This window comes from Gluconobacter sp. OJB (assembly GCF_039638275.1).
Lineage (GTDB): Bacteria > Pseudomonadota > Alphaproteobacteria > Acetobacterales > Acetobacteraceae > Gluconobacter > Gluconobacter cerevisiae.
Map to the genome: position 1 here is coordinate 92,479 of NZ_JBDIWH010000004.1, position 20,468 is coordinate 112,946.

A 20,468-nucleotide genomic window follows, 5' to 3' on the forward strand; every position below is an offset into this window, starting at 1 on the left:
CGTAAAATAGCAGACGTTCCTACTCGCCTAAAATATGTGTCGAGCGATGTTAATGCCGTCAACTGCCAGGACTGGGGAAACGATCAACCGGTTTCAGTCGTAATTTTAGCGAGTGCCGTTATGCGTTGCGCTTTCCAGCGTTGAAGCAGTCGGGAGCGAGGCTCACCTATCTTCTCATCCAGAATTTCTACCGCGTGTATCCGGTCCGTACGGAAGTGACGAAATCCCTGCCTCAACTCGCACCAAGCAATCAACATGCACGTCATGTCCGAATAACCGAGAACGACTGGCCATACTGTACGCTCGGTGACCTCGCCTTGTTGATCCCGATAATGCAGGCGTAACTTCATTCCTGCACGAATGGCCCCTCGAAGGCTCGCTCTGTCATCTTTGCCTTGTAATGCATCGAGCGGCAGCTTTGTTGCTGTGCTTGGAATGCTGATAAACGGCTGCAAGGCCGGGGGGACAACCGCTGTAATCTTGGTGAGTACGTCCAATGCGGCGCGTGACAGTTCCTTTTCGCCATGGGCCGCCACCCACTGTGCTCCCAGAACGATTGCTTCAAGCTCAGCCGGGAGCAGTGCAAGGGGTGGCATGTCATATCCGGCCCCCAAAATGTACCCAACGCCGGCTTCCCCTGAAATGGGTACGCGCTGCCCGATCAAATGTGCGACGTCGCGATAGATCGTGCGGATGGAGACTTCCAGTTCCTCGGACAGCATCCTCGCCGTAACGGGTCGAGACGACCGGCGCAGGATCTGAATGATCTGAAAAAGGCGATCGGTGCTACGCAAAGGTTCTGCAATCATGCTGACAGGATGCTGTCAGCATGATTGTGCCAAAAGGCGGGGAACACAACCTGCATAGGAACTTACCGATGACATTCGCCTCTATCCGTCTCATTGCCGCCGACGTCACTACGATGGTTGCTTTTTATGAGCTGGTGACAGGGCACTCTGCCGAATGGCTTGCGCCTCAGTTTGCCGAAATCGTAACCTCTGGTGCGAGAATTGCGATCGGTAGTACCGAGACAGTGGCGCTGTTCATGGAAGGAAGTGCTGAGCCAGGCGCCAATCGTACGGCCATCCTTGAATTCAGGGTCGAGGACGTGGACGCTGAATTCACGCGTCTGAAAGGCAAGGTGGACGTTGTGATCGAACCCAAGACGCTGCCTTGGGGTAACCGCACGCTCCAGTTCCGCGATCCCGAGGGGACGATCATCAGCCTGTTTACGCCGGTAACTAAAGCTGCCCGTGTCCGTTTCGGGAGCCTGTGACAAAGCAGGGTCGGCGCTGATGGTAATTCTCTGGAGCTGCAAACCACTGGATATTTTCAGATACCGAGCAACGAGGGCTAAGTGGAATGTCGGCTATCTGATGAAAACATGATAACTCGGCCATTACTGTCCTCCATGCGGCGCTGTCCTTCAAATAATAAGAGCCGTATTATTGAGGTCCAAGCGTAGAGGACGGATAAAGTCTACGGGCAACCCGCTCCATGGTTAGCCCCTGCACGATGATCGTAAACACCACCACGCCGTAACAGACAGGCAACAGCAGCTCCCGCAAGTCTCCTGGCGGCAATCCAAGTGCCAGCGAAACCGAGATACCTCCACGCAGACCGCCCCAGGTCAGAATACCAAGAACACGACCCCGCTCCCATTGTCTGAGGTAAACCGGAAGCGTTGAAAACAGCACACTCAACGCCCGCACGGCAACGGACAGCGGTATCACGGCAAGGGTCGCCAGCACCGTAAACAGATGTGGCGTGACCTCAAGGATTTCAAAGCCGATCAGCATGAACAGCAGGACGTTCAGCACCTCGTCAATGAGTGTCCATGCGACGTCGAGTTCCTTTCGAGATGCCTCATCAAAAACGGAATGGCTATAGCTTGTTCCAAAGCACAGTCCCGCCACCACGACGGCAATCGCACCCGACATGCCAAGCTGGTTGGCAATGCTGAAGGTTCCGGTCGCCAGAGCCAGCGATGTCAGCAGATCGATATGCGGGTTCCGCTGTCCCTTCAGCACACGGAGTGCGATCCATCCGGTCAGTGCGCCCAGCAGACCGCCACCAATCGCCTCGCGGCAAAAGCTCAGAGCAATCTCGGAGGCGGTCACTCCCAGACTGTCCCCGGTCGCCAGTCCGATCGTGACGCCGAAAATCACCACGCCCACGCCGTCATTGAACAGACTCTCCCCTGCGAAAACGGCCTGAAGGGGGGCCGGTAGTCCTAGACGTTTCAGCATGCCGACAACCGAAACGGGATCAGTCGGCGCAAGGATGGCCCCAAGGACGATGCACCACGTGAAAGGAACGGCATGACCCAAAAGCGGGAAGACGTACCATGCCGCGATCGCCAGAAAGGCAACAGCCAGAACGGTTCCCAGCACAGACAGAGCAGTCACGGAGGCAAGTTTTGCGCGCAGATGTCCGACATCCACCTGCGTGGCTCCTGCAAACAGAAGCAGGGACAGCGCGCCATTCAGGAGGGCCGTGGGAAGATTGATGGCTCCAAGAACAGATCGTGGGAGAGCCTGAAGGTCATAGGCCGGTATCAACGGATTCAGGATCATGACCAGCAGGGAAGCCAGCAATGAGAAGACCAGCACGCCGATCGTCACAGGCAGGCGAAACGTGTGATGATTGAGAATGCTGAACCCTGCCGAGAGGGTCAGAAGCAGAGCGATGAGGTTGATGGTATCCATGCCTTCACCGCTGGCTGCTCCTGTCCATTACGTCAAGAAAAACCGGCAATGGTCCGCTTTCCGGAAGCCCAAACGGCTCCGCTTATGACCGAGATGAGGGCGACTGCCGCCTGTCTGCTCCTGTATCACTGAGCCGACAGGCGGATCAGGGGGAGAGCCGCAGGTGTCCGGTTTTCGGCTAGAGCATGCCCTGCATGGTGAGAGCAGATCCGAAGCGATTTTGTCCCGGCTAATGGCGTAATCTGACAAGGGGCAGATAGAACATGCCAGTCGAACCGGATTAATTTTCCTTACTGACCATAGCATAAAAGCAATGCGCTGCCCCTGAGGGGATGTCAGCTTGGTCGACAGGCCATCTTCTGGCGAAGGAGATTGCCTTTCCCAGAACCTGCAGCACTGATTCCAAGGATGCCCACAGCAATGGCGAGCATTGCAGCAGTCACCCAGTGCAATCTCTCCAGAGGCAGTCCGTGCGCAAGTAATGCCCCTCCCATGGCCGCGCCAGCGGCCGTTCCGAAATAGATAATGGAGTGATTAATGGCGATAAGAAGTGAGCTGTTGGAGGGGGCCAGAGCGATCAGACGTGCCTGCTGTGGTGCGAAAGTGCCCCAGCCAGTAACAGACCAGATAGCAAGTGCCACGGCGGTTGTGATGGTTGTCTGCAGGCTCAATCCCATTGCGGCCTGATTGAGGGCGGCTACAAATAGAAATGCCATCAGGGGTTTAATAGCTCCGAACCGATCAACCAGCCGACCGCCAAGTTGACTGCCCGCCAGTCCACCACATCCATAAGCCAGAAAGAGAAAGACGACGGTACGTGGCTCATGGTGCCGGGCCAGAAGAGCACCAAGATAAGTATAACTCATCAGATTGGCGGTGTTCCAGAACACACTTGGCAGCATGGCAAGAAGGATTGTTGGATCTTTAAGAGGCGCAAACCTCGCTGCAATGCTGACGACCGCGGCGTGTCTAACTGGCTCCTTTGGTGGCCGGAGACACAGAATGATGGCAGACAGTGTCGAGACTGCCGTTACCAGCCAGAAGGTCATACGCCAGCCGAGTATATCGCCGATCGCCGTCCCGATCGGAACGCCGAAGACGGCTGATCCAGTGAAGCCAAGCGCCACGGCAGAGAGCGCCGCACCTTTCCGGGTGTCTGGCGCGAGAGATGCTGCGAGGGAATAGGCTGTCGAAGTATAGAGGGCAGCGACAATACCAGCGATAATCCGGGCCGCAATCAGGACAGCATAAGATGGCGTTGTAGCACAGAGCATATTTGCGATGGCAAACACGGTTAGGGTGCCAATGACGATCCGGGTTTGCCTGAAGGCCGCGGTAAAGGGCACGACAACTGGCGCGATAAGAGCATATGTCAGGGCGTAGGCTGTAACGATCTGGCCAGCACCGTTGAGATTCACATGTAGGCTGGTCGCGACTTCGGGCAGAATACCCGAGATGACGAACACATCTGTCCCGATCGCGAAGGTGCCGAGAGCAAGAAGCCATATTCGTGGGTCTAGAACGGCGGGAACAGAAGACTTCACTGGTCTTATTCTCTTTGTCGTAATGCAGGTCGGGTAAGTAGATACGCATAAGTGCGGCAGACACCCTTGTCGAGAAACACTCTCACGCGATGCCACGTCTGTTTTGTGCTTAGACCGCTATAAATGTCTGCTCTCCGCCCTGTCCTGGAATGATCCGGGTGTCGGAGATGAAGGCGTGTTCTGACGGCAGTTTCTGCTTCACGAACAGCGTATTCGCTTGATGGGGTAATGATCTATTTGTCCGTCTTCCGAAAGAAACGTGGCGTGTTCAGCTTGTGCCTGCGCCATAAGGAGATGGTCAAACGGATCACGATGATGCAGAGGCAAAGACATCAGGATCTGTAGGTGCTCGGGTTGTATTGGTAGTAGAGAGAAACCTTCCTCAGAAATGGCTGCCAGAATATCGTTCATATCCGCATCCAGCTTTCCAATACGGATTTTGATCGCAATCTCCCAAAGTGACACGACACTCACCAGAATATCGTGACCCGGGTCTGCAATGATTTCCCGTGCAGCCTCACCCAGCCGGTCGGAATCCGAAAGCCACCACAGCAACGCATGCGTATCAAGCAGAACCTTCACAGGTCGCGTTCCATACTTTCAAGAAGGTCCGGCGGTGTCTCATCAAAATCTTCGCTTATTCTGATCCGTCCGCGCAATGCGCCGGGTTGACGACGGGGGCGATCGGAAGAGGCTGGCGGCCGCAGTTCGGCTACGACCTGGTCATGTGACGTCACCAAGATCGTACTGCCCTGCCTGACCTGACGCAGATACGCTGTCAGGTTTCCTCGGAACTCCCGAACACCGATTTTCTGTGGTAATGGTGCGTTATCTGAAAGATGCTCGCTCATGGTCTCCTCCCCATGTGTCATCATAACATGTACACATAGGGAGGAGGTAGAGAATTCCTGAGGCATGTTTGTTTCAGAGATCAGTGGCTTCCGACAGAGCCAGAGCGTCCTCGACATCCACCCCAAGGTATCGAACCGTACTATCCAGTTTTGAATGACCCAGTAGGATCTGCACGGCTCGGATATTACCGGTTCGTTTGTAAATCATGGCAACCTTAGTCCGGCGGAGCGAATGAGTTCCATATTCCCCGGCGATCAATCCCACCGCCTGAACCCATTGATCCAGAAGCCGGGCGTATTGCCTTGTGCTCAGGTGAGCTTTAGCGCTTGGGCGACTTGGAAAAACATACTCATTCAAGCCACCACCGCGATGTTCCAGCCACGCCCGTACACTTTCTCGCGTTGTTTCTGTAATTTCGAATTGCACAGGTCGCCGGGTTTTCTGCTGGACGACCATGGCTCGGTGGCGCACCTGACCGCTGGTAACGATGTCGCCGATACGAAGGCTTACAAGATCGCAGCCTCTGAGTTTGCTATCGAGAGCAAGATCGAACAAAGCTCTGTCTCTGACACGCTGTTCGCTCCCCAGCCAGAACCGAATAGCCCAGACGTGCTTTTCTTTGAGCGCCCGCTTGGCGCCAACCATTTTTCCTGCATTCCAAGGCACGGACGCCTTCAGTGTAGGCGATGGAAAACGCGTTTTCTTTTCCATGATACTTTCTCCTGATCAGCTGCACATGCAGCAATCAGAAGTCTGGAGGAGGACATCGGCGGATAACGAGAACTATTGCCGACCGTCCGATTTACGGAAACTGGAACGGCTCTTCTTATGACCGAGATGAGGGCGTAAGCGGTCTTCTCAAGGATAGCGAGAAACGCGTCGTGCCGTAGACAGAAGCTCCCGGAATTGTTTCAGTACGGGACGCATGAACGCGTCACTGAACTGACCGAGGGACGACGTGTGATGCAAGTAATAAGAGGTAGCGGTCGGATCCAGGTTGTATTCGTCCAACAGGATCCATTGGCGCAATTCATGATCAAGGCCTGCCCGCTTTTTTTCGGTTGCGGGGACTTCGACTGCAATGCGTGGTCCAGAGGGTTGTTTCGTCGTCAGGGGAAGGAGCAGAACATACTGACGATCATCACGTCCCACAAAGACTGCGGCCACTGCCGTTGGACGATCCTTGCGTCCCTCTGTTTCGCCATTCTCGCTCTGCCAATGCCATAGATAGGGGTATCGCAACACCATCCCGGGCCGAAAAGTCTGACTCATGGTTCTGTGCGGGTTTCCAGCAGGTACCCGTCGATCGCATTTGCCACATCCTGGGCCAGATCTTGGGACATTTCCGTAGTAGCACCGGTAGTACGCTCCGGTGCTCCTCCCACCAATGCCTCGTATTGCTCGATACTCAGCATGACCAGTCGTGGCTTGCCGCGCTGATTGATCGAGATTGGCCCTTGCAGGGCACTGGCGATGATGTCTCCGGATTTCCGGGACAAATCGCTTGTCGAGAATGTGCGCATAGCGTTCTCCTTTATTTGCATAAAATACAGCATTCACAGATTTGATGCAATTTCTGAAAAAAGAGTGCTTTGAAAGGGTGAGGACAAGAAGGAAAGGCGGGGCTGTCACGAACCAGCCAGCCGCGCAAGGCTCAGGCCGGGCGCGCTTCGCGCGGCCTTGCGCGGCTGGCTGGCCCGTGACGCGGGAGGGACATCTGAAAAATCATAGAAAGAGCGTCCCATGGCCGAGCTCCGCCGCGTCGATCCGAAAAACCTTGTGCCCAATCCGAACAATCCGCGCTCTTCCATCGGAAGCCTTGAGGAACTGCGCAAACTCGCTCTGAATATCAAGGCGATCGGCATCCTCCATCCCCCGGCCGTCCGGGAACTGGAAGACGGACGCCTGATGATCGTGGCAGGCCACCGTCGGACGGAAGGCGCCATCTATGCCGGTCTGACCGAGATTGACGTCTATGTCGGCGATCAGAGCGAAGATCTCGATGCCCTGGCTGCCGTCAGCGAGAACTTCGTGCGTCTGGACATGACGGAGCCGGAACAGTGGAACAGCGTCACCCGCCTGCGCGAGCAGCTTGGCTATACAGATCCGCAGGTCTGTGCCGCCCTGATGGTGACGCCGAGTTATCTCAAGCGTCTCAGTCTTCTGGCGAAGCTGCACCCGCCCATTCTGGATGCCATCGCCCTTGGCCGAGGCCCTGACGAGCGGCAGCGCAAAATCATCGCGCAGGCCTCACTGGACGAGCAGCGTGACGCATGGGCGGAAATGTTTTCCGAAAGCGTCGGAGATGACGAGGATCCGGCCGAGTACCGCGTGAAGGCCGAAGATCCGGAGGACACCGTGGCCTGGGGCGCGCTGGCCCGGAACCTCGAACAGAAGGAGTGGTACGCCCGCGATGCCCGGTTCGGCGACGAGCTGGCCCGCAAGCACAACATTGTCTGGATGGAGGATCTGTTTGCCGAAGCCAACACAGACAGCCGCTATACGCTCGATGCCACGGCTTACGCCGCAGCACAGCAGGACTGGCTGGACAATGAGCGGCCCGAAACCTCCATCGTCCTGACCTCGGACGAATACGGATATGCCCGCGCCCCCGAGGGCTTCATCACCATGGGAACCTGGATGGCGACACATGAGGGTGAGGTCATGGGCTACGGCCTTAATCCCCGGACCCTGAAGATCGTGGAAGAACGCTGCCGCCCGTCTGTTGCCTTTACACAGAGCCACGCGAACGTATCCGCAGAGCCCGAGGCCCCGAAAGAACGACCGGACGTCTCCGGAACCGGCCACAAGATGATCGGCGAGATCCGCACCGTCGCTTTGCGCGAAGCGCTTGGTGAGGTGTCCGAGACAGCCGATCCATGGGAGCTGATCGCTGCTCTTCTGCTGGCGCTGGAAGCCGAGAACGTCCGGGTGCATGGCGATGCCAGCGGAAACAACTGGTCAGAACCAACCGCGCGCACGCTCGCGATGGCTGATCTCTTTCCCGAGGGCAGCCTTGTCCGCGACGAAAAGCTGATCCGCCGCCATGCCGTCACCGTCCTGCAAAGCATCCTGAACTGCGACGTGTCGATGCACAGCGGCAGTGGCCTGCCCGCGCAGCTCGTGGGCGTCCTGTTCGGTGCCGACCAGAAGATGCCCAGCATGGCCTTTGAGGCGTTCCTCAAATGCTACAGCAAGCCCGGCATCACCAAAGCGGTTCAGACCGAAGGCCTTGCGCCGCAGAACACCGGCAAGGAGATGCGTGCGGCCCTCATGAACCATGTCGGGGAAAGTCACTGGTTGCCCGAGGTGGCGTCCTTTGCGCAGGCGCAGGACGTCTGGACGCAAAAGCAGAAGAAAAAACAGGAGAAGATCCGGGAGCTGGAAAGCGTGATGGACGATGAGGACCTGGACGAGATGCCTGAAGATGATTTCGAGGAAGCAGCCGATGATGAGGCCGACCTTTCGAGCGGCCCTGTCATGTCGGTGACGGAGCCTGACTCCGAAGAGACCTTCTCTCTGCAAGCGCCCGAGAGCGAGCCCGAGCAGACGGAGCACAACGAGGCCATGCAGTTCATGCGGGACCATCTCGAAATCGTGGTCGTGGCCTGACAGGGGGAAAGCAGAAGAAAGAAAAAGGAAAGGAGGAGAGGGGCGCTGCCATCGCGCTCCGTCCGGGTCAAAAGGTGGCTCCTCACCGGCTTCGCCGCCTCCGGTGCCGGCGCACGCGCCGCTTTTGACCCGGCCCTCCCGCGCTGACGCTGGAGAAGACATCACGAAAATCCAAAGGAAAAGGATCAGACGATGTTCGTCCCCTCTCTCGTTCCCGTTCAGGTCGGCACCCGCGTTTACACCCATCTCTACAGCCGGGGAGCCGGGATCGTCATGGCCGTTCATGGCGAGGCCAGCCCGACCACCGTGCGGTCCCTGTCGCGTGGCGGGGCCATCGTGTCGGGCGGGAGCGCGTCCTATGACATCGTCTTTGCCTGTGGCTCGATCTCCCGTCGTCTGCCCGAGGCCATTCTGCGCGGTGTCCAGTGGCGGATCGAAGCCGACAAGGGACTGGCCAGTCCCGAGGAGATTGCCTTTCTCCGCACTCATGCCGAAGAGGTTGAGGCCGAGAAGGTCGCGGCTGAGGCGCGCGCCAAAGCGGAACATGCCGCCGAGGTCGCAGCGCTCCGCGTCAATCCGGACTATGCCCATCTGGAGCAGGGCGATGACAGCAGCGGCACGCTGGCCGCCAAAAACATCCGCCGAATGCTGAAAAAGGCGTTCCCGAAGGTGAAGTTTTCCGTTCGCAAGAGCCACTACGGCAGTGTGACCGTGCGGACGGAGGAGGATCTGGACGAGACGGCGACCGAGACCCTCCAGGCCATCACCTCGCGGTTCAAGTCCGGATATTACGACTGGCAGTCCGACTGCCACCTGACGAGTAACAGCCCCTGGCAGGACGTGTTCGGCAGCTCCGAATTTGTGACCGACTGAGCCTCTCTTTTTTCGTCCGCCCTTCAAGGCCGCCCGTTCCGGGGCGGCCTTTTCCATTTCTGGAGCCTGACATGCCTGTTTTTATTGTGACGCTCAGCGAGCGCCAGCTTCTCTCCGACCGCGTCAATTTTCAGGTCGAGGCCGAGACCGCCGAGGCAGCCGGTCAGCTCGTGCTGGACGCGACGGCCGACGAGGCGAATGAGAGCGGGCTGCGCCCTGTTCACCTGCCGGACGGTCAGAAGACCGTTCTCGAACCTGAAAACGTGGACGGTAACGAAGTCTCCGTATCTGTCCGCCCGGTCGATCAGCCGGACGCCGTGGCCACGCAGATCGGTGCGTGCTGGCATCTGGATCTCTCCGCCCCTGAAGCGCGCCGCCTTCTTCCTGTCCTGACCGGGGCCATCGTGGACGAGGACGATCCTGTGACGCGCGCGCTCTGTGCCCGTCTGGCGCGACAGGTCGCCAACCTCGCGCAGTAGGAGACGGGAAAAGAAAAAGGGGGAAGGGGAAAAAGGGAGGGCAGGCACCACACCGGAGCCTGTCTGGCAAAGGGTGGGTCGGCCGTGTCCTCGCTGCGCTGCGGGTCGTCCGATCCCGCTGCGTTGCAGCGCCTTTGCCAGCCAGTCCCCGCTGCGGTCGCCGGAAAGGGTCATGGAAGAAAAAAGGAGAATGACATGGCCGACATTTCCGATCTGCGTCCCCGCAACCGCACAGAATGGCTCGAACTGGCCGAGTTCGTGGCAGGCATCGTGCTCTTCGCCATCTTCATCGTTCTGGTGGTGGTGCTCCCCTCCTTCCTTTGAGACCCCCGAGATCAGGCGCTGTGGAGATCACCATGCCGACATACACGCTCGCCGCAATTCCTGCGGCCTCTCACGGGAGCTTAATCTCCTGTTCATCTCCGGCCCGTTACAAAAAGACGCGGATCGAGGTGGCTGACCTTGCGGAAATCCGGGCGGCAGTAGCCGAATACGGTGCACGCCTGCACGACGACTACCCGGAAGCCTCCTTTCTCGTGTCTGTGACACCCGAGCGTGGGAGCGATCATCCCGAGGGCTTCTGCGAGGCCCGGTGGAAGGGATCCCTCGGTACCGAGCAGTGGATCAGGATGATCCCTGAGGAGACGCCGTTCAAAGCCTACCTCGCCAAGGTCGAGGCGATGCTTAACCGCGAGGTGCGGTCATGAGTAGCATAGAGCCAGCGTCCCTCGCGTGTCCCGCGCTACGACGGCCACCGATTCAGCCTCAGGGCCTCACCGCAACGCAGTTCAGCGACGCGGCCGAGAAGGCGAAGATTGGAAACGCGCTTTTGTCATTCATCGCACGCGGGTTTCCGCAGAGCGCATGGAACCGCACGCTCTACAACCGCCTGAGCCAGATGTTCGGGCATATCGCCCATTACGACATTCACGGCTTCTGGGGCGCGCAGTTCTCCACGACACAGGCACGTCTGGGCTTCCTGCGTGGCATCGTCCTGTACGGCTGTTATGGCGATCCGGCCTGGACCTGGTCGGACGTCGAACGCGACATTCGCAACCGCATCATCGGCAGCGGTCTGATCGAGGCCTACACCCGCGCCCTTGCCGCAGAGCAGGAGGCACGCGACCGGGCCGATCTGGCGCGTCTGGCGGACCGCTTCCGGATCGCCCTGCCAGCCACACATCAGTCTCCCCCTGCCGCGCCCGTGCAGGCCGAGCTTTTCTGACACGGGCAAGCGAAAAGGACAGAACAATGGCTCAGACCTTCAGCCTTGCCATCGTCATTGGCAACCTTGGTGCGGATCCGGAGATCCGCACCGGGCAGGACGGACACCGTGTGGCCCTCTTTCGTCTGGCGACCGACAGCCAGCGCACCGACACAACGACGGGTCGCCGCGTCCCGCAGACCGTGTGGCACAGGGTCGTCTGCCACAACGACTTTCTGACCGATCTCCTCGAACAACGCGCCCGCAAGGGCCAGCTCGTGTTCGTGCGCGGCTCTTACGAAGTCCGCGCCCGCACGGATCAGGGGCCGCCCGAGCCCGAGATCGTGGTGAGCGCCCAGGACGGGGATGTGAAGATCCTCTTCGATCCCGGACGCTGACCCCCTCTCTCTTTGAAACCCACATGCAAATCGGCCCTGGAGCCGGTCTTTTTATACCTGCTTCCTGACGGAGGCGGGTCTCAGGAGGCTTTATGTTCTATTCCACACCCGCACCCCTCACAGTTCCCCGCAGTCAGGCGCGCGCCCTGAGCGCCCGCCTCATGGCAGAGGCCGTCTTTCTCGAAGACAGGGATCAGTCCGTCATGCTGCCATCGCGCCTGACGGCCGGTTTCCGCCGCAAGGCCGCGACACTGCGGCGTCGCTCGCAGGAGAAGCTCCTGGACAGTCTCGATCGTCCGGAAGGTGTGGCATGAGAACGGCTGTGATGACCCGTCGTGACTACTCCCGCCGTTTCTGGGAGGGAAAGACACGGTTCTCGCAGGCTGTGAGACGCACGCTGGCGGAGCTGGAGCGACAGAAAGGGCAGACGAAAGAGGAAGACGGGCAGAGGGATGATGCGCCAGCCCTGAAAAAAAGCTGAGGCCGGAGGCTTCAGTCGCAGATGGCACGGGCAGACTGGCGATACTTCTTGAAGGATCCGTTCATGCCGTATCATCAGACGTTGCCGCTTCAACCACCCCTTGCGGGGTGGCACGGAGCTGTGTTCCGACCTCGCCGTCATGCGACCAGTGTGACAGTCACGGTCCGAGGGTCTCAAGACAACCCTTCGGGCTCCAGACCGCGTCTTTCGTCAAAAGAGGGCCGCGTTCATCGCAGGACGTTGTCCCGCGCTGCCCGCAACCCGCTTTCGCCGATCCGCAGTCTTCCGGTCCTGACACCCTCGGCCCGCAACTGTCGTGTTCCTGGCAGGACGGGACGAGAAAAACGTCTCCACACATCTCCTTTCAGCGGCAACACCGGGGGCTGCGCTGCCCCCGAAACCCCCGCAGGACGAACAAGAAAAACTGGTTTTTGTCGCTCTGGACGCAAGAACTATTTTACTCAATCAAGTAAATATATTCCGCGATATTCCGTTGTATTCATTGGATATTTTGACGGATATTTACTATACTTTCCACAGATCGAAAGTAACGGACGTTCGGGAGGATATTCCGCCATGGCTTACCAGAACACGCCCCAGCAGATGAACGAGGAACTCCAGAAGTTCCGTGACGAGATCAGTTGCATCGTTGTTCTGGAGCAGGCTGGTTACAGGTTCGTCCGCTCCGAAAGCTCGGCCCGTCACATGCGTTTTCGTCGCGTGAAAGGCGAGAGCATCATCGTCACCCATGGCGGCAAGGGCTGGTGGGATCCGCACAATTCCTCTTCGATCGTCAAAGGCTCGGTCATCGACCTGGTCCGCTTTCTCAATCCCGGGATGTCCCTTGGCAACGCACGCGTGGAACTCCGTGGAATGCTTGGCCTGGCACCCAGTGGGGCCGAGTACGTCGCAGAGCCGAAAGAGCGGAAACCTGCACGCGATCCAAACTATATGTGGAAGAACCGTCAGGCTCCCCAGCCGGGGTCGGCTGCCTGGACCTATCTGACCCGCGACCGGGCTTTGCCGGAACGCATTCTTCATCTCGCGAACCAGCAGGGTCTCCTGCGGGAAGGCATGAAGGGCACGGCCTGGTTCGCCCATCACAGCAATGCGGGCGGGCTGACGGGCATGGAGATGCGCGGGCCGGAATATCGTGGTTTCTCCTCGGGCGGCGGTGGAAAGGTGCTCTTTCGGATGAGGACTGGCGAAAAAGGAGTGAAGCCCGTTCGTCTGGTCATCGGTGAGTCCGCCATCGACGTGCTGTCCTATGCGGCCATGGATCCGTTCTTCGCAGACCCCAGCCTGTATGTCTCGACCGGAGGCGGCATGAGCCCCGAAGCGATGGAGGAGTTCCGTGCTCTTCTTGGTACGATCGAGGCTGGCGGCCGCGTCATGATCGCCGTGGACGGCGATGCCCAGGGCGACCGTTACGCAGAGATCTATGCGCCCATGATCCGCGAAGCCGGGCTCAAGCCCCTGCGGTATTCGCCCAAAGGCGAAGACAAGGACTGGAACGCTGTTCTGCAGCGCCGCGCCCGTCAGGACGTGGCGGCATGAAGCAAAGCAAATCCCGTCTGAGCTGGCAGGCCGTCACACTGATCCTGTGGCGGCAGGACGCAGAGGCCATCAGGGTCTGGAAGAGAACCGGTCTGAGAACCTCGGCCCCTGAGGTCTTCTGCGAAGCGCAGACGCCCGAAGGTCTGGTTCAGGGGGTCGTTATCGGCGGTGATCGCCTGAACGACGCCTGGGACCGCGACGGCGAGCTGATCGTCTTCACCCGAAAATCCACAATCGTCCGTCTGAACGGACCTGAACTCCCAACGCTCACCCTGTCAGCCTGCCCCAAGGCTTTTGAGGACGTCATGATGTATAACGACACCCGCTCCGCGGCCCGCCAGCATATCGACCATATGGTTCTCAAGAGCGGCCTGACCTTTAATATGCTGGGCCATGAAAAGGCTTCGGCGATCTGGATGGATCATGCGCGCCGCCTCGGCTGTACGGATCCTGAAGCGCCTGAAATGCCGGTTCCGCATCAGCTTGTGTGGCTGGGTAGCGGCCTGAACCGCGCACTGGCCCTCGTGATTGCGGGACGATGGGATGGTCCTCATGAGGGCTTTAACCTCTATCATCCGCTGACCCTTTTCACCGACAGCAGCAATATCGTGGTGGTCGAGGATCCCGTCGCGTCTGAAGTCTATCCCGTTGAGCAGGTGCCGGCATGACCTCTTATCCGCAGACCCTCGCTCCGGTTCTGGATCCGCTGACCCCTGTGCAGCGTGAGGCCGCCATGGCGCTTGGCCGGGTTCTTGTGCTGGCCGGAGCCGGAACGGGAAAGACCAAGACGCTTACGGCCGGTGTGGCGTGCCGGATCCAGATGTATGGGATGCGCCCCTCCCAGATCCTGTGTGTGACCTTCACCAACAAGGCCGCGCAGGAAATGCGTGAGCGCATCACGAGTGTCCTGGGCGAGGGACAGGCTCCGTTCTGGCTCGGCACGTTTCATGGCCTCGGCGCGCGGCAGCTTCGGGCCGAGCCTGAGGTGGCACAGTTACACCCCGGTTTTGACATTCGCGACGCGGACGATGCGACAGCGCTGATCCGCCGCCTCATGAAGGCCATGGACCCCGATACTGTGCCCGAACCGGACACAGGCAAGAAGTGTGACGTCCGACAGGTCAAGACAATGGGCGAGCGGATCGGGCATCTGAAGGAGAACCTCGTCACACCTGAGGCCGCACCAGCCTGGGTGCGCGGGCTGATCGAGCGCCGCCGTGCAGCGCGTCAGATGGTCGATGTCGAAGGCTGGGAGTTTGCCGTCCGGCTCTACCAGATCTATCAGGCGACCCTGCGCGAGCAGAATGCCGCCGATTTCTCGGACCTGCTGATGTGGCCAACGCTTGCGCTGATGAACGACCGATCCTATCGTGACAGGTGGTCGCAGCGCTTCACATCCGTGATGGCCGATGAGTTTCAGGACGTGAACCGTGCACAGATGCTCTGGCTCACCTATATGTCTGAATACTCACGGGAACTCTTCGCTGTGGGCGATGATTCGCAATCAATATATTCCTGGCGTGGGGCCAAAATTGGCTTCATCCGGAACTTCGTTCGGGAGTTTGACGGAGCCAGACTTTTCAAGCTCGAAGAGAACTTCCGCTCCACGCATCATATCCTCCAGGCCGCCAACGCCATCATCGCGCGAGACCCGGGCCGGATCCCGAAGACGTTGTTCACCCAGAAGGGCGACGGTCAGAAGATCGAGGTGCTCTCCTACGATTATGCGTCAGACGAGGCCGACGCGATTGCAGCCGAGATGGGACGTCGTGCGGCAGAAGGGGTTGCCTGGCACGATATGGCGATGATCTACCGGATCAACCGCCTATCCCGCTCCCTGGAAGAAGCACTGCTCAAAGCGCGTATTCCCTACGAGATCATCGGCGATGTCGGCTTCTATCACCGCGCCGTGGTGAAGGATGCGCTCGCGTTCCTGATGCTGGCGGCCTGCCCTGACAGTCGCCAGTCCGATGAGGCGTTCCGGCGCGTGGCCAATGTGCCCAGGCGCGGCCTTGGCGCCAAGGCGCTTGGCCAGATCGAGCAGGAGGCGCAGGATCGCGGCCACAGCCTGTGTGCAGCCGTCACTACGGCCACGCTTCCTGCCAAGGTGCGTGACAGTCTGCTTGCCTTCCGTGAGACGGTCTCCCGGATCGGCCAGATCCCGGACATGCGGCTCTGTGACCGCCTCGATACGCTCCTGAAGGAGACCGGCTACTACACGATGTGGCGGGAGGCCGCGTCCGAAGAAGGGGAGACGGCCTTGCAGAACCTGTCCGAGCTGGTCGGGCTGGCCGAGGGCTTTACCCGGCTTCAGGATCTTCTGGAGCACGCGGCCCTGGCCACGGCCTCACCGAATGAGCGCGGACGCGACCGGGTGCAGCTCATGACCATGCACCGCGCCAAGGGTCTGGAGTTCCCCCACGTCTTCCTGCCAGCCTGGGAAGAGACGGTTTTTCCGGGGATGGGCGAGCGCAATTATGAGGAAGAGCGCCGTCTGGCCTATGTGTCGCTGACCCGCGCTATGCAACAGGCCACGATCAGCAGTGTCGGCTATCGGCAGGGTGTTTCAGCGAGGCCGTCAGGCTTCATTGAGGAAATCCCAGCCGAGCATCGCGTGACGGGCTGGCTGCGCCAGCAGGGACAATCGAAGAGAAGAGAGACAGGGGGCCGGTTCCGGCATACGGCGGCCGCTCTTGATGCCATGGGGTTTTAAGGCATGTCCGATCATCATAGTCCTGACGACAGGCCTTACACCTCTCAGCGGCCCAGGACGAAGTCCGGCTGGCTGTATGACTGCGAAGTCTGCGGGAAGGGGGCGGCCTTCGGGTTTACCGGAGTGAAGGGCGACACACACTATTGTTCTGAACATCGTCATCTGGGGCGAGGTGTTGCCCCGGCTCCGATGCCGCGAACCACGCGACCTCAGTGACCTGTCATGTTATCTTGCGTATAGACAGACACTCTAACACAGTCAAAATTTGAAAAAGGCATTTGAAATGACCACAGACGTTGAAACAGACTTCCGTCATCTAACCGCCGATATTGTCGAAAGTTATGTCGGTGCTCACGAGGTACCGGTAGAGCAGCTTCCCGGCCTGATCCGAAGTGTCCATGCAGCCCTTGCTTCGGCGGGTCAGGCACCGGAGCCTGAGCCAGTCGGGCTGGTGCCGGCCGTCAATCCGAAGCGCTCCGTGTTCGAGGACTACATCATCTGTCTCGAAGACGGAAAGAAGATGAAGCTCCTCAAGCGTTATCTCAAAAGCAATTATAATCTCACCCCGGAGGAATACCGCGCAAAATGGGGGCTGCCGAGCGACTATCCCATGACTGCACCTGGTTATTCCCGCCATCGCACCGCGCTGGCGCACAAGATCGGCCTGGGCCACGGCAAGGGCATTCGGACTGAGGCGACTGTTGAAGAAGCCGAGCCTGAAGTCCCGGTGCGGCAGATCCCGCAGAAACGGCGCGGGCGCCCTGCCAAGGTCTGAGTCTCTTCTGGGAAGTCGCAGAAGCGGTCTTTACCTTTGCGGAGTAAAGCGATCTTTTCAGATCCAGTGAACTGCAAGGACAGACCGTGACCCGTCTTCTTTTTTCTTTTGCCCTGGCAGCAGGCCTTACGGCCGCTGCCCTGTCGCCCGCCATGGCCCTTGATCCGGCACTCGGGAGTATGGGGGTTGCGACCCCGGCACCTATGACCAGAGGCCATGCGGCCTCTGTCCCCACCACATTCGAAGTCATCCCTGACAGTCTTCAGGATCTTCTGAATAAGAACTACCTCATCCATTCCAGCGCCGGCGAGGAAGGCAATATCCTGATCCTTCAGAAGGACAACGGCGCGGCACAGCCCTATACCTGGGTGCGGTGCGAGCTGATGGGGGATCACAATGGCAATACGCGTCTGACGTTCAGTCAGCATGTGACCTCCACCTGCTGGAAGCTGAACTGATGTGTGATGCGATGCCGGTTTCGAAGACCGGACCTTTTCGTCCGCAGACCCAGCAGGTCGTGGATGCGCTGAACGCGGCCTTCCCCGGTCTGTTTGCAGGCGTCTGCAAGACCTCGGATCTGCCGTCCGACCCTGACGGGGCCGAGCACGACGACGATCTCGAAGACGACGGATTGCTGAGTGATTTTGTCTTCCTGTCGGACGGATGGGCGGTCCGCGTCGATTACGACCGTGAGGATCCGGATCTCTGTCTGGGGCTGTCCGCAGGAAACACGGAGGCTCCCGCGGATGGGCTGGAGGTTGATCTCGATGACGGAGAGGAAATCCCGGGAGAGGTTCTCACCGAAGTCATGAATTTCCTCAGGGACGAGCGGCCTTCCGCCTGACGTGATGATCAGCCTGCGGGATGGTGGCGAACCACCCGCAGGATCCGTTGCCAGGCGCCCATCATTGACCCCGGGATGACGCCTCGCGACAGAATGAGTTCGGCCTTCAGAGCGTCGCAGTCCCTGACGACGGGTTCGAGGTCCGGGCTCACCGTTGCCCGGCCCGTGAGGACGACCCGGTTCAGGATCTCGATATCGAGCCTGCTTTGGCAGGTGATGGACCGCACGGCCGCGCAGTGACCGTCATTCTGCCGAAGCGGGCTGTAGATCAGGCGGCCTTCTTCGTCCGTCCCCAGTCGCTGCCGCCAGTAATCGTCGTTCGGATGGCCGCTCAGATGGCCTGCGTAATGCTTGGTCTCGATCACCATGACCGCATGAGGCAAAAGGGCCAGATGGTCGATCTGTGTCATCCCATCCCCTGAGGCCTTGGGGAGGCGGATGTCATGCAGACAGGGCAGTCCCGAGGCTGTGAGAACCTCGCGAACCGTATCTTCTCCTTTTCGGCCTTTCAGTTCGGCCTGAATGTTTTTCCACGCCGCGTGCGCGCTGTCACTGCGCTCGATGCGGGACGGGCCGCCACGCGGCCGACGTCTTATGCGGACCATCGTAGAGTCACTCCAGATGCGGAAAAGTAAGCGGCTATCATGCTATCGCGTCCTGACAGTTACCAGTATCCGGATATTACGGATGTGATCTGCGACTGAGTGCGTCTCATCTTTGAAGAAATTTCATCGGGAGTAGAAAATGAGCGATAGTCACAGGAGCATTACTCCGTCGGTTGTTTCAGAAGTTCCGACGCAGCCGCCTCTAGGCAGCCTTTTACTGGAAATTTTCGAGATCCGTCCTCTTCGCAGTCTGGAGAGGTTTAAGGCTGAGCGGAAGAGGCGTTATATCCTCGTTGCTCTGGTGGCCACCTATGTCGCCGCCTCACTCTGCCTGACGTATCAGGCAATGTTTCCTCCGATTGTTTTGGATGTGATCCTGCTGTTTCAGGTTCTTGTCACTGGCTGGGCGCTGGTGTCAGGCGTTAAAAACTGCGCGCGGGCCTGGAAGACCAGACAGACTTTTTTTAGGGAGATGGCTCAGGACGTTGCTGAGACCATCCCGCAGAGCTACCAAATGGTGCTTCGCCTGAAGTCCTACCCTCTTGAGGAGCTTCTGGTGGCTCGCAGAGAGTATGACAGGGCCTCAACCGGAGTGGCGGAGAGAACGTCCGCGCTCAAGATGTCCGATCTTCCGCAGGTCGCGCTCCTGGTCTTCGGATACTTTGCCGCTCAGCTTATGGGATGGGTTCAGACAATCCATGTGCCTGCATGGAGAAACAGCGTGTTTGCTGCCATGATCGGCGTAGGAATTGTCTATTCTTCCACCTTCCTCATTGATCTTAATCTTAAGCTGAAGAAACACAGCTTCCTGCGGATTGTCGTAAGCGTCCGAGAATTACACGATTGACGGCTGCTTCCGCCTCATACAAGCCGTAAAAGCCGAATTAATCCTCTTCGTAAGCGGACATCCAACATAAAGGATACAAACGAAGACTGTATCGACAAGACATCAATCTGGTGGGATCATTTCAGCATGAAAGTTCGTCTGGGTTCGCACTCTCCTGAAGTCGGAGAAAGTCCACAAGGAAGCGTATGATGGCCGCGGGGTCCGCGGGACCGTCATAGGTTGATTCATGCTGATGCCAGGTTGATTGCACTCGGAACGAAGGGCGCTTTACAGGCTGTCCAGCACGACTTGTCCTGAGGCTGCTAATCTGTCGGACCGTTTCAAAACGAGCACAAAAGTCATCGAGAATACGTCGATATTTTGATGAAACTGGTCTGTTGTCGAATGCCACATCAATCGTCAGAACTTGCTTTTGAAGCAGTTCCTGCAAAACAGATCCATTGAGCATGATGCCTTAATCCTGGCTTCTATGTCGTCTGCCTGATCGAGGAACAAACAGGCGTGTGACAGGCTTTTAAAAGTGTCCCGATTTCACGGAGCATTCGCATCAAGGCGCTGAAAAATGTTCTTGAATGACCCTTGTGCCATACCCGGTTGAGATTGCTGTTTCAGCACTGTCTCGTTATGCGCATCGCCAACGACGATAAGTCCGACCATGCCTATGAAATAATGGGGTGAGCACCTGAACCCATAGAGCCCAGACTTATCAAACGTGACAGTCAGATCACGGCTCATTTCGCCACCAAATGGTTTTGCACCGTCGGGCAACATGCCAGGGACTGACTGTGCATTGTGCCCAGAGTCTGTAGCAATAAAATGAACACTGTCACCCGGGGCGATACGGACGAGATCAGGCACAAATCCCGGGCCTCCTGCTGGAGTGTTATTTAGCATCCGGACTTCAACTGTTTTTGCCAAAGTCGTTGCGGGTGCCAAGGACAAGCAGACACCAAGAAATAGTGAGATTTTCATTTTT

Annotated in this window: 27 protein-coding genes; 17 read left to right on the forward strand and 10 right to left on the reverse strand. The window is 58.5% G+C overall.

Annotation, left to right across the window (positions count from 1 at the left end):
• Positions 1–83 precede the first annotated feature (83 nt).
• Entirely contained in the window at positions 84–809 is a 726-nt protein-coding gene (locus tag ABDK74_RS15200; RefSeq protein WP_346004493.1) for a YafY family protein, read from the reverse strand.
• Between the two features lie 68 nt (positions 810–877).
• Here ABDK74_RS15200 and ABDK74_RS15205 point away from each other — a divergent pair, with 68 nt between their 5' ends.
• Positions 878–1,276, forward strand: coding sequence for a VOC family protein (locus ABDK74_RS15205; protein WP_346004494.1), 399 nt, complete (start codon positions 878–880; stop codon positions 1,274–1,276).
• A gap of 169 nt (positions 1,277–1,445) precedes the next feature.
• Here the strand turns inward: ABDK74_RS15205 and ABDK74_RS15210 are convergent, their stop codons facing one another.
• The 7 genes from ABDK74_RS15210 to ABDK74_RS15240 all read right to left on the reverse strand — a co-directional run bounded on the left by ABDK74_RS15210 (position 1,446) and on the right by ABDK74_RS15240 (position 6,627).
• Complete coding sequence (locus tag ABDK74_RS15210; RefSeq protein ID WP_346004495.1) at positions 1,446–2,708, reverse strand: sodium:proton antiporter; 1,263 nt, start codon at positions 2,706–2,708, stop codon at positions 1,446–1,448.
• A gap of 335 nt (positions 2,709–3,043) precedes the next feature.
• Positions 3,044–4,252 (reverse strand): MFS transporter, encoded by a 1,209-nt coding sequence (locus ABDK74_RS15215; protein WP_346004496.1) that lies wholly within the window; start codon positions 4,250–4,252, stop codon positions 3,044–3,046.
• A gap of 198 nt (positions 4,253–4,450) precedes the next feature.
• A complete protein-coding gene (locus ABDK74_RS15220) occupies positions 4,451–4,834 on the reverse strand; it encodes a type II toxin-antitoxin system VapC family toxin (protein ID WP_346004497.1) in 384 nt (127 codons plus the stop codon).
• Positions 4,831–5,169: a prevent-host-death protein gene (locus ABDK74_RS15225; protein WP_346004498.1), complete on the reverse strand. Its 339-nt coding sequence runs from the start codon at positions 5,167–5,169 to the stop codon at positions 4,831–4,833. The genes ABDK74_RS15220 and ABDK74_RS15225 overlap by 4 nt, the downstream gene beginning before the upstream one ends.
• Before the next feature lie 7 nt (positions 5,170–5,176).
• Positions 5,177–5,815 carry a tyrosine-type recombinase/integrase gene (locus ABDK74_RS15230; protein ID WP_346004499.1) on the reverse strand — a complete coding sequence of 213 codons (639 nt, stop codon included), beginning with the start codon at positions 5,813–5,815 and terminating at the stop codon, positions 5,177–5,179.
• A gap of 147 nt (positions 5,816–5,962) precedes the next feature.
• Complete coding sequence (locus ABDK74_RS15235) at positions 5,963–6,376, reverse strand: hypothetical protein (protein WP_346004500.1); 414 nt, start codon at positions 6,374–6,376, stop codon at positions 5,963–5,965.
• Positions 6,373–6,627 carry a type II toxin-antitoxin system Phd/YefM family antitoxin gene (locus ABDK74_RS15240; RefSeq protein WP_346004501.1) on the reverse strand — a complete coding sequence of 85 codons (255 nt, stop codon included), beginning with the start codon at positions 6,625–6,627 and terminating at the stop codon, positions 6,373–6,375. The genes ABDK74_RS15235 and ABDK74_RS15240 overlap by 4 nt, the downstream gene beginning before the upstream one ends.
• 220 nt (positions 6,628–6,847) lie before the next feature.
• Here ABDK74_RS15240 and ABDK74_RS15245 point away from each other — a divergent pair, with 220 nt between their 5' ends.
• The 15 genes from ABDK74_RS15245 to ABDK74_RS15315 all read left to right on the forward strand — a co-directional run bounded on the left by ABDK74_RS15245 (position 6,848) and on the right by ABDK74_RS15315 (position 18,040).
• The gene (locus ABDK74_RS15245; RefSeq protein WP_346004502.1) at positions 6,848–8,716 is read left to right on the forward strand and encodes a ParB/RepB/Spo0J family partition protein; all 1,869 of its coding nucleotides are present in this window, start codon (positions 6,848–6,850) and stop codon (positions 8,714–8,716) included.
• A 192-nt stretch (positions 8,717–8,908) separates the two neighbouring features.
• Positions 8,909–9,589, forward strand: a complete 681-nt coding sequence (locus ABDK74_RS15250) for an LPD29 domain-containing protein (protein ID WP_346004503.1) — start codon at positions 8,909–8,911, stop codon at positions 9,587–9,589.
• Positions 9,590–9,660: 71 nt separating this feature from the next.
• Entirely contained in the window at positions 9,661–10,068 is a 408-nt protein-coding gene (locus tag ABDK74_RS15255; RefSeq protein ID WP_346004504.1) for a hypothetical protein, read from the forward strand.
• A gap of 195 nt (positions 10,069–10,263) precedes the next feature.
• Entirely contained in the window at positions 10,264–10,392 is a 129-nt protein-coding gene (locus ABDK74_RS15260) for a hypothetical protein (protein WP_272929801.1), read from the forward strand.
• A gap of 32 nt (positions 10,393–10,424) precedes the next feature.
• A complete protein-coding gene (locus ABDK74_RS15265) occupies positions 10,425–10,775 on the forward strand; it encodes a hypothetical protein (RefSeq protein ID WP_346004505.1) in 351 nt (116 codons plus the stop codon).
• Positions 10,772–11,293: a hypothetical protein gene (locus ABDK74_RS15270; protein WP_346004506.1), complete on the forward strand. Its 522-nt coding sequence runs from the start codon at positions 10,772–10,774 to the stop codon at positions 11,291–11,293. Before ABDK74_RS15265 ends, ABDK74_RS15270 begins: the two co-directional genes overlap by 4 nt.
• Positions 11,294–11,319: 26 nt before the next feature.
• Positions 11,320–11,670, forward strand: coding sequence for a single-stranded DNA-binding protein (ssb, locus tag ABDK74_RS15275; RefSeq protein WP_346004507.1), 351 nt, complete (start codon positions 11,320–11,322; stop codon positions 11,668–11,670).
• A gap of 92 nt (positions 11,671–11,762) precedes the next feature.
• Positions 11,763–11,984 (forward strand): hypothetical protein, encoded by a 222-nt coding sequence (locus ABDK74_RS15280; protein ID WP_077804160.1) that lies wholly within the window; start codon positions 11,763–11,765, stop codon positions 11,982–11,984.
• Between the two features lie 11 nt (positions 11,985–11,995).
• Positions 11,996–12,151, forward strand: coding sequence for a hypothetical protein (locus tag ABDK74_RS15285; RefSeq protein WP_346004508.1), 156 nt, complete (start codon positions 11,996–11,998; stop codon positions 12,149–12,151).
• A 576-nt stretch (positions 12,152–12,727) separates the two neighbouring features.
• Positions 12,728–13,708, forward strand: a complete 981-nt coding sequence (locus tag ABDK74_RS15290) for a DUF3991 and toprim domain-containing protein (protein WP_346004509.1) — start codon at positions 12,728–12,730, stop codon at positions 13,706–13,708.
• Positions 13,705–14,376: a hypothetical protein gene (locus ABDK74_RS15295; RefSeq protein WP_131973825.1), complete on the forward strand. Its 672-nt coding sequence runs from the start codon at positions 13,705–13,707 to the stop codon at positions 14,374–14,376. Before ABDK74_RS15290 ends, ABDK74_RS15295 begins: the two co-directional genes overlap by 4 nt.
• Positions 14,373–16,421 (forward strand): UvrD-helicase domain-containing protein, encoded by a 2,049-nt coding sequence (locus tag ABDK74_RS15300; RefSeq protein WP_346004510.1) that lies wholly within the window; start codon positions 14,373–14,375, stop codon positions 16,419–16,421. Before ABDK74_RS15295 ends, ABDK74_RS15300 begins: the two co-directional genes overlap by 4 nt.
• A gap of 283 nt (positions 16,422–16,704) precedes the next feature.
• The gene (locus ABDK74_RS15305; RefSeq protein WP_346004511.1) at positions 16,705–17,196 is read left to right on the forward strand and encodes a MucR family transcriptional regulator; all 492 of its coding nucleotides are present in this window, start codon (positions 16,705–16,707) and stop codon (positions 17,194–17,196) included.
• Positions 17,197–17,282: 86 nt separating this feature from the next.
• The gene (locus tag ABDK74_RS15310; RefSeq protein WP_346004512.1) at positions 17,283–17,654 is read left to right on the forward strand and encodes an ABC transporter substrate-binding protein; all 372 of its coding nucleotides are present in this window, start codon (positions 17,283–17,285) and stop codon (positions 17,652–17,654) included.
• Positions 17,654–18,040, forward strand: coding sequence for a hypothetical protein (locus tag ABDK74_RS15315; protein ID WP_346004513.1), 387 nt, complete (start codon positions 17,654–17,656; stop codon positions 18,038–18,040). Before ABDK74_RS15310 ends, ABDK74_RS15315 begins: the two co-directional genes overlap by 1 nt.
• An 8-nt stretch (positions 18,041–18,048) precedes the next feature.
• Here ABDK74_RS15315 and ABDK74_RS15320 read toward each other — a convergent pair whose 3' ends face one another.
• Positions 18,049–18,645 (reverse strand): nuclease-related domain-containing protein, encoded by a 597-nt coding sequence (locus ABDK74_RS15320; RefSeq protein WP_346004514.1) that lies wholly within the window; start codon positions 18,643–18,645, stop codon positions 18,049–18,051.
• 139 nt (positions 18,646–18,784) lie between these two features.
• Here ABDK74_RS15320 and ABDK74_RS15325 point away from each other — a divergent pair, with 139 nt between their 5' ends.
• Complete coding sequence (locus ABDK74_RS15325) at positions 18,785–19,492, forward strand: hypothetical protein (RefSeq protein ID WP_346004515.1); 708 nt, start codon at positions 18,785–18,787, stop codon at positions 19,490–19,492.
• Between the two features lie 531 nt (positions 19,493–20,023).
• Here ABDK74_RS15325 and ABDK74_RS15330 read toward each other — a convergent pair.
• Positions 20,024–20,464, reverse strand: a complete 441-nt coding sequence (locus ABDK74_RS15330) for a pseudoazurin (protein ID WP_346004401.1) — start codon at positions 20,462–20,464, stop codon at positions 20,024–20,026.
• Positions 20,465–20,468 lie beyond the last annotated feature (4 nt).

Coding starts and splice junctions, on each gene's coding strand:
- ABDK74_RS15315 (WP_346004513.1), top strand. CDS start 17,654: ATGTGTGATGCGATGCCGGTTTCGAAGACCGGACCTTTTCGTCCGCAG.
- ABDK74_RS15235 (WP_346004500.1), bottom strand. CDS start 6,376: ATGAGTCAGACTTTTCGGCCCGGGATGGTGTTGCGATACCCCTATCTA.
- ABDK74_RS15280 (WP_077804160.1), top strand. CDS start 11,763: ATGTTCTATTCCACACCCGCACCCCTCACAGTTCCCCGCAGTCAGGCG.
- ABDK74_RS15205 (WP_346004494.1), top strand. CDS start 878: ATGACATTCGCCTCTATCCGTCTCATTGCCGCCGACGTCACTACGATG.
- ABDK74_RS15265 (WP_346004505.1), top strand. CDS start 10,425: ATGCCGACATACACGCTCGCCGCAATTCCTGCGGCCTCTCACGGGAGC.
- ABDK74_RS15325 (WP_346004515.1), top strand. CDS start 18,785: ATGAGCGATAGTCACAGGAGCATTACTCCGTCGGTTGTTTCAGAAGTT.
- ABDK74_RS15200 (WP_346004493.1), bottom strand. CDS start 809: ATGATTGCAGAACCTTTGCGTAGCACCGATCGCCTTTTTCAGATCATT.
- ABDK74_RS15300 (WP_346004510.1), top strand. CDS start 14,373: ATGACCTCTTATCCGCAGACCCTCGCTCCGGTTCTGGATCCGCTGACC.
- ABDK74_RS15250 (WP_346004503.1), top strand. CDS start 8,909: ATGTTCGTCCCCTCTCTCGTTCCCGTTCAGGTCGGCACCCGCGTTTAC.
- ABDK74_RS15305 (WP_346004511.1), top strand. CDS start 16,705: ATGACCACAGACGTTGAAACAGACTTCCGTCATCTAACCGCCGATATT.
- ABDK74_RS15245 (WP_346004502.1), top strand. CDS start 6,848: ATGGCCGAGCTCCGCCGCGTCGATCCGAAAAACCTTGTGCCCAATCCG.
- ABDK74_RS15290 (WP_346004509.1), top strand. CDS start 12,728: ATGGCTTACCAGAACACGCCCCAGCAGATGAACGAGGAACTCCAGAAG.
- ABDK74_RS15330 (WP_346004401.1), bottom strand. CDS start 20,464: ATGAAAATCTCACTATTTCTTGGTGTCTGCTTGTCCTTGGCACCCGCA.
- ABDK74_RS15240 (WP_346004501.1), bottom strand. CDS start 6,627: ATGCGCACATTCTCGACAAGCGATTTGTCCCGGAAATCCGGAGACATC.
- ssb (WP_346004507.1), top strand. CDS start 11,320: ATGGCTCAGACCTTCAGCCTTGCCATCGTCATTGGCAACCTTGGTGCG.
- ABDK74_RS15230 (WP_346004499.1), bottom strand. CDS start 5,815: ATGGAAAAGAAAACGCGTTTTCCATCGCCTACACTGAAGGCGTCCGTG.
- ABDK74_RS15320 (WP_346004514.1), bottom strand. CDS start 18,645: ATGGTCCGCATAAGACGTCGGCCGCGTGGCGGCCCGTCCCGCATCGAG.
- ABDK74_RS15225 (WP_346004498.1), bottom strand. CDS start 5,169: ATGCCTCAGGAATTCTCTACCTCCTCCCTATGTGTACATGTTATGATG.
- ABDK74_RS15210 (WP_346004495.1), bottom strand. CDS start 2,708: ATGGATACCATCAACCTCATCGCTCTGCTTCTGACCCTCTCGGCAGGG.
- ABDK74_RS15260 (WP_272929801.1), top strand. CDS start 10,264: ATGGCCGACATTTCCGATCTGCGTCCCCGCAACCGCACAGAATGGCTC.
- ABDK74_RS15270 (WP_346004506.1), top strand. CDS start 10,772: ATGAGTAGCATAGAGCCAGCGTCCCTCGCGTGTCCCGCGCTACGACGG.
- ABDK74_RS15255 (WP_346004504.1), top strand. CDS start 9,661: ATGCCTGTTTTTATTGTGACGCTCAGCGAGCGCCAGCTTCTCTCCGAC.
- ABDK74_RS15295 (WP_131973825.1), top strand. CDS start 13,705: ATGAAGCAAAGCAAATCCCGTCTGAGCTGGCAGGCCGTCACACTGATC.
- ABDK74_RS15285 (WP_346004508.1), top strand. CDS start 11,996: ATGACCCGTCGTGACTACTCCCGCCGTTTCTGGGAGGGAAAGACACGG.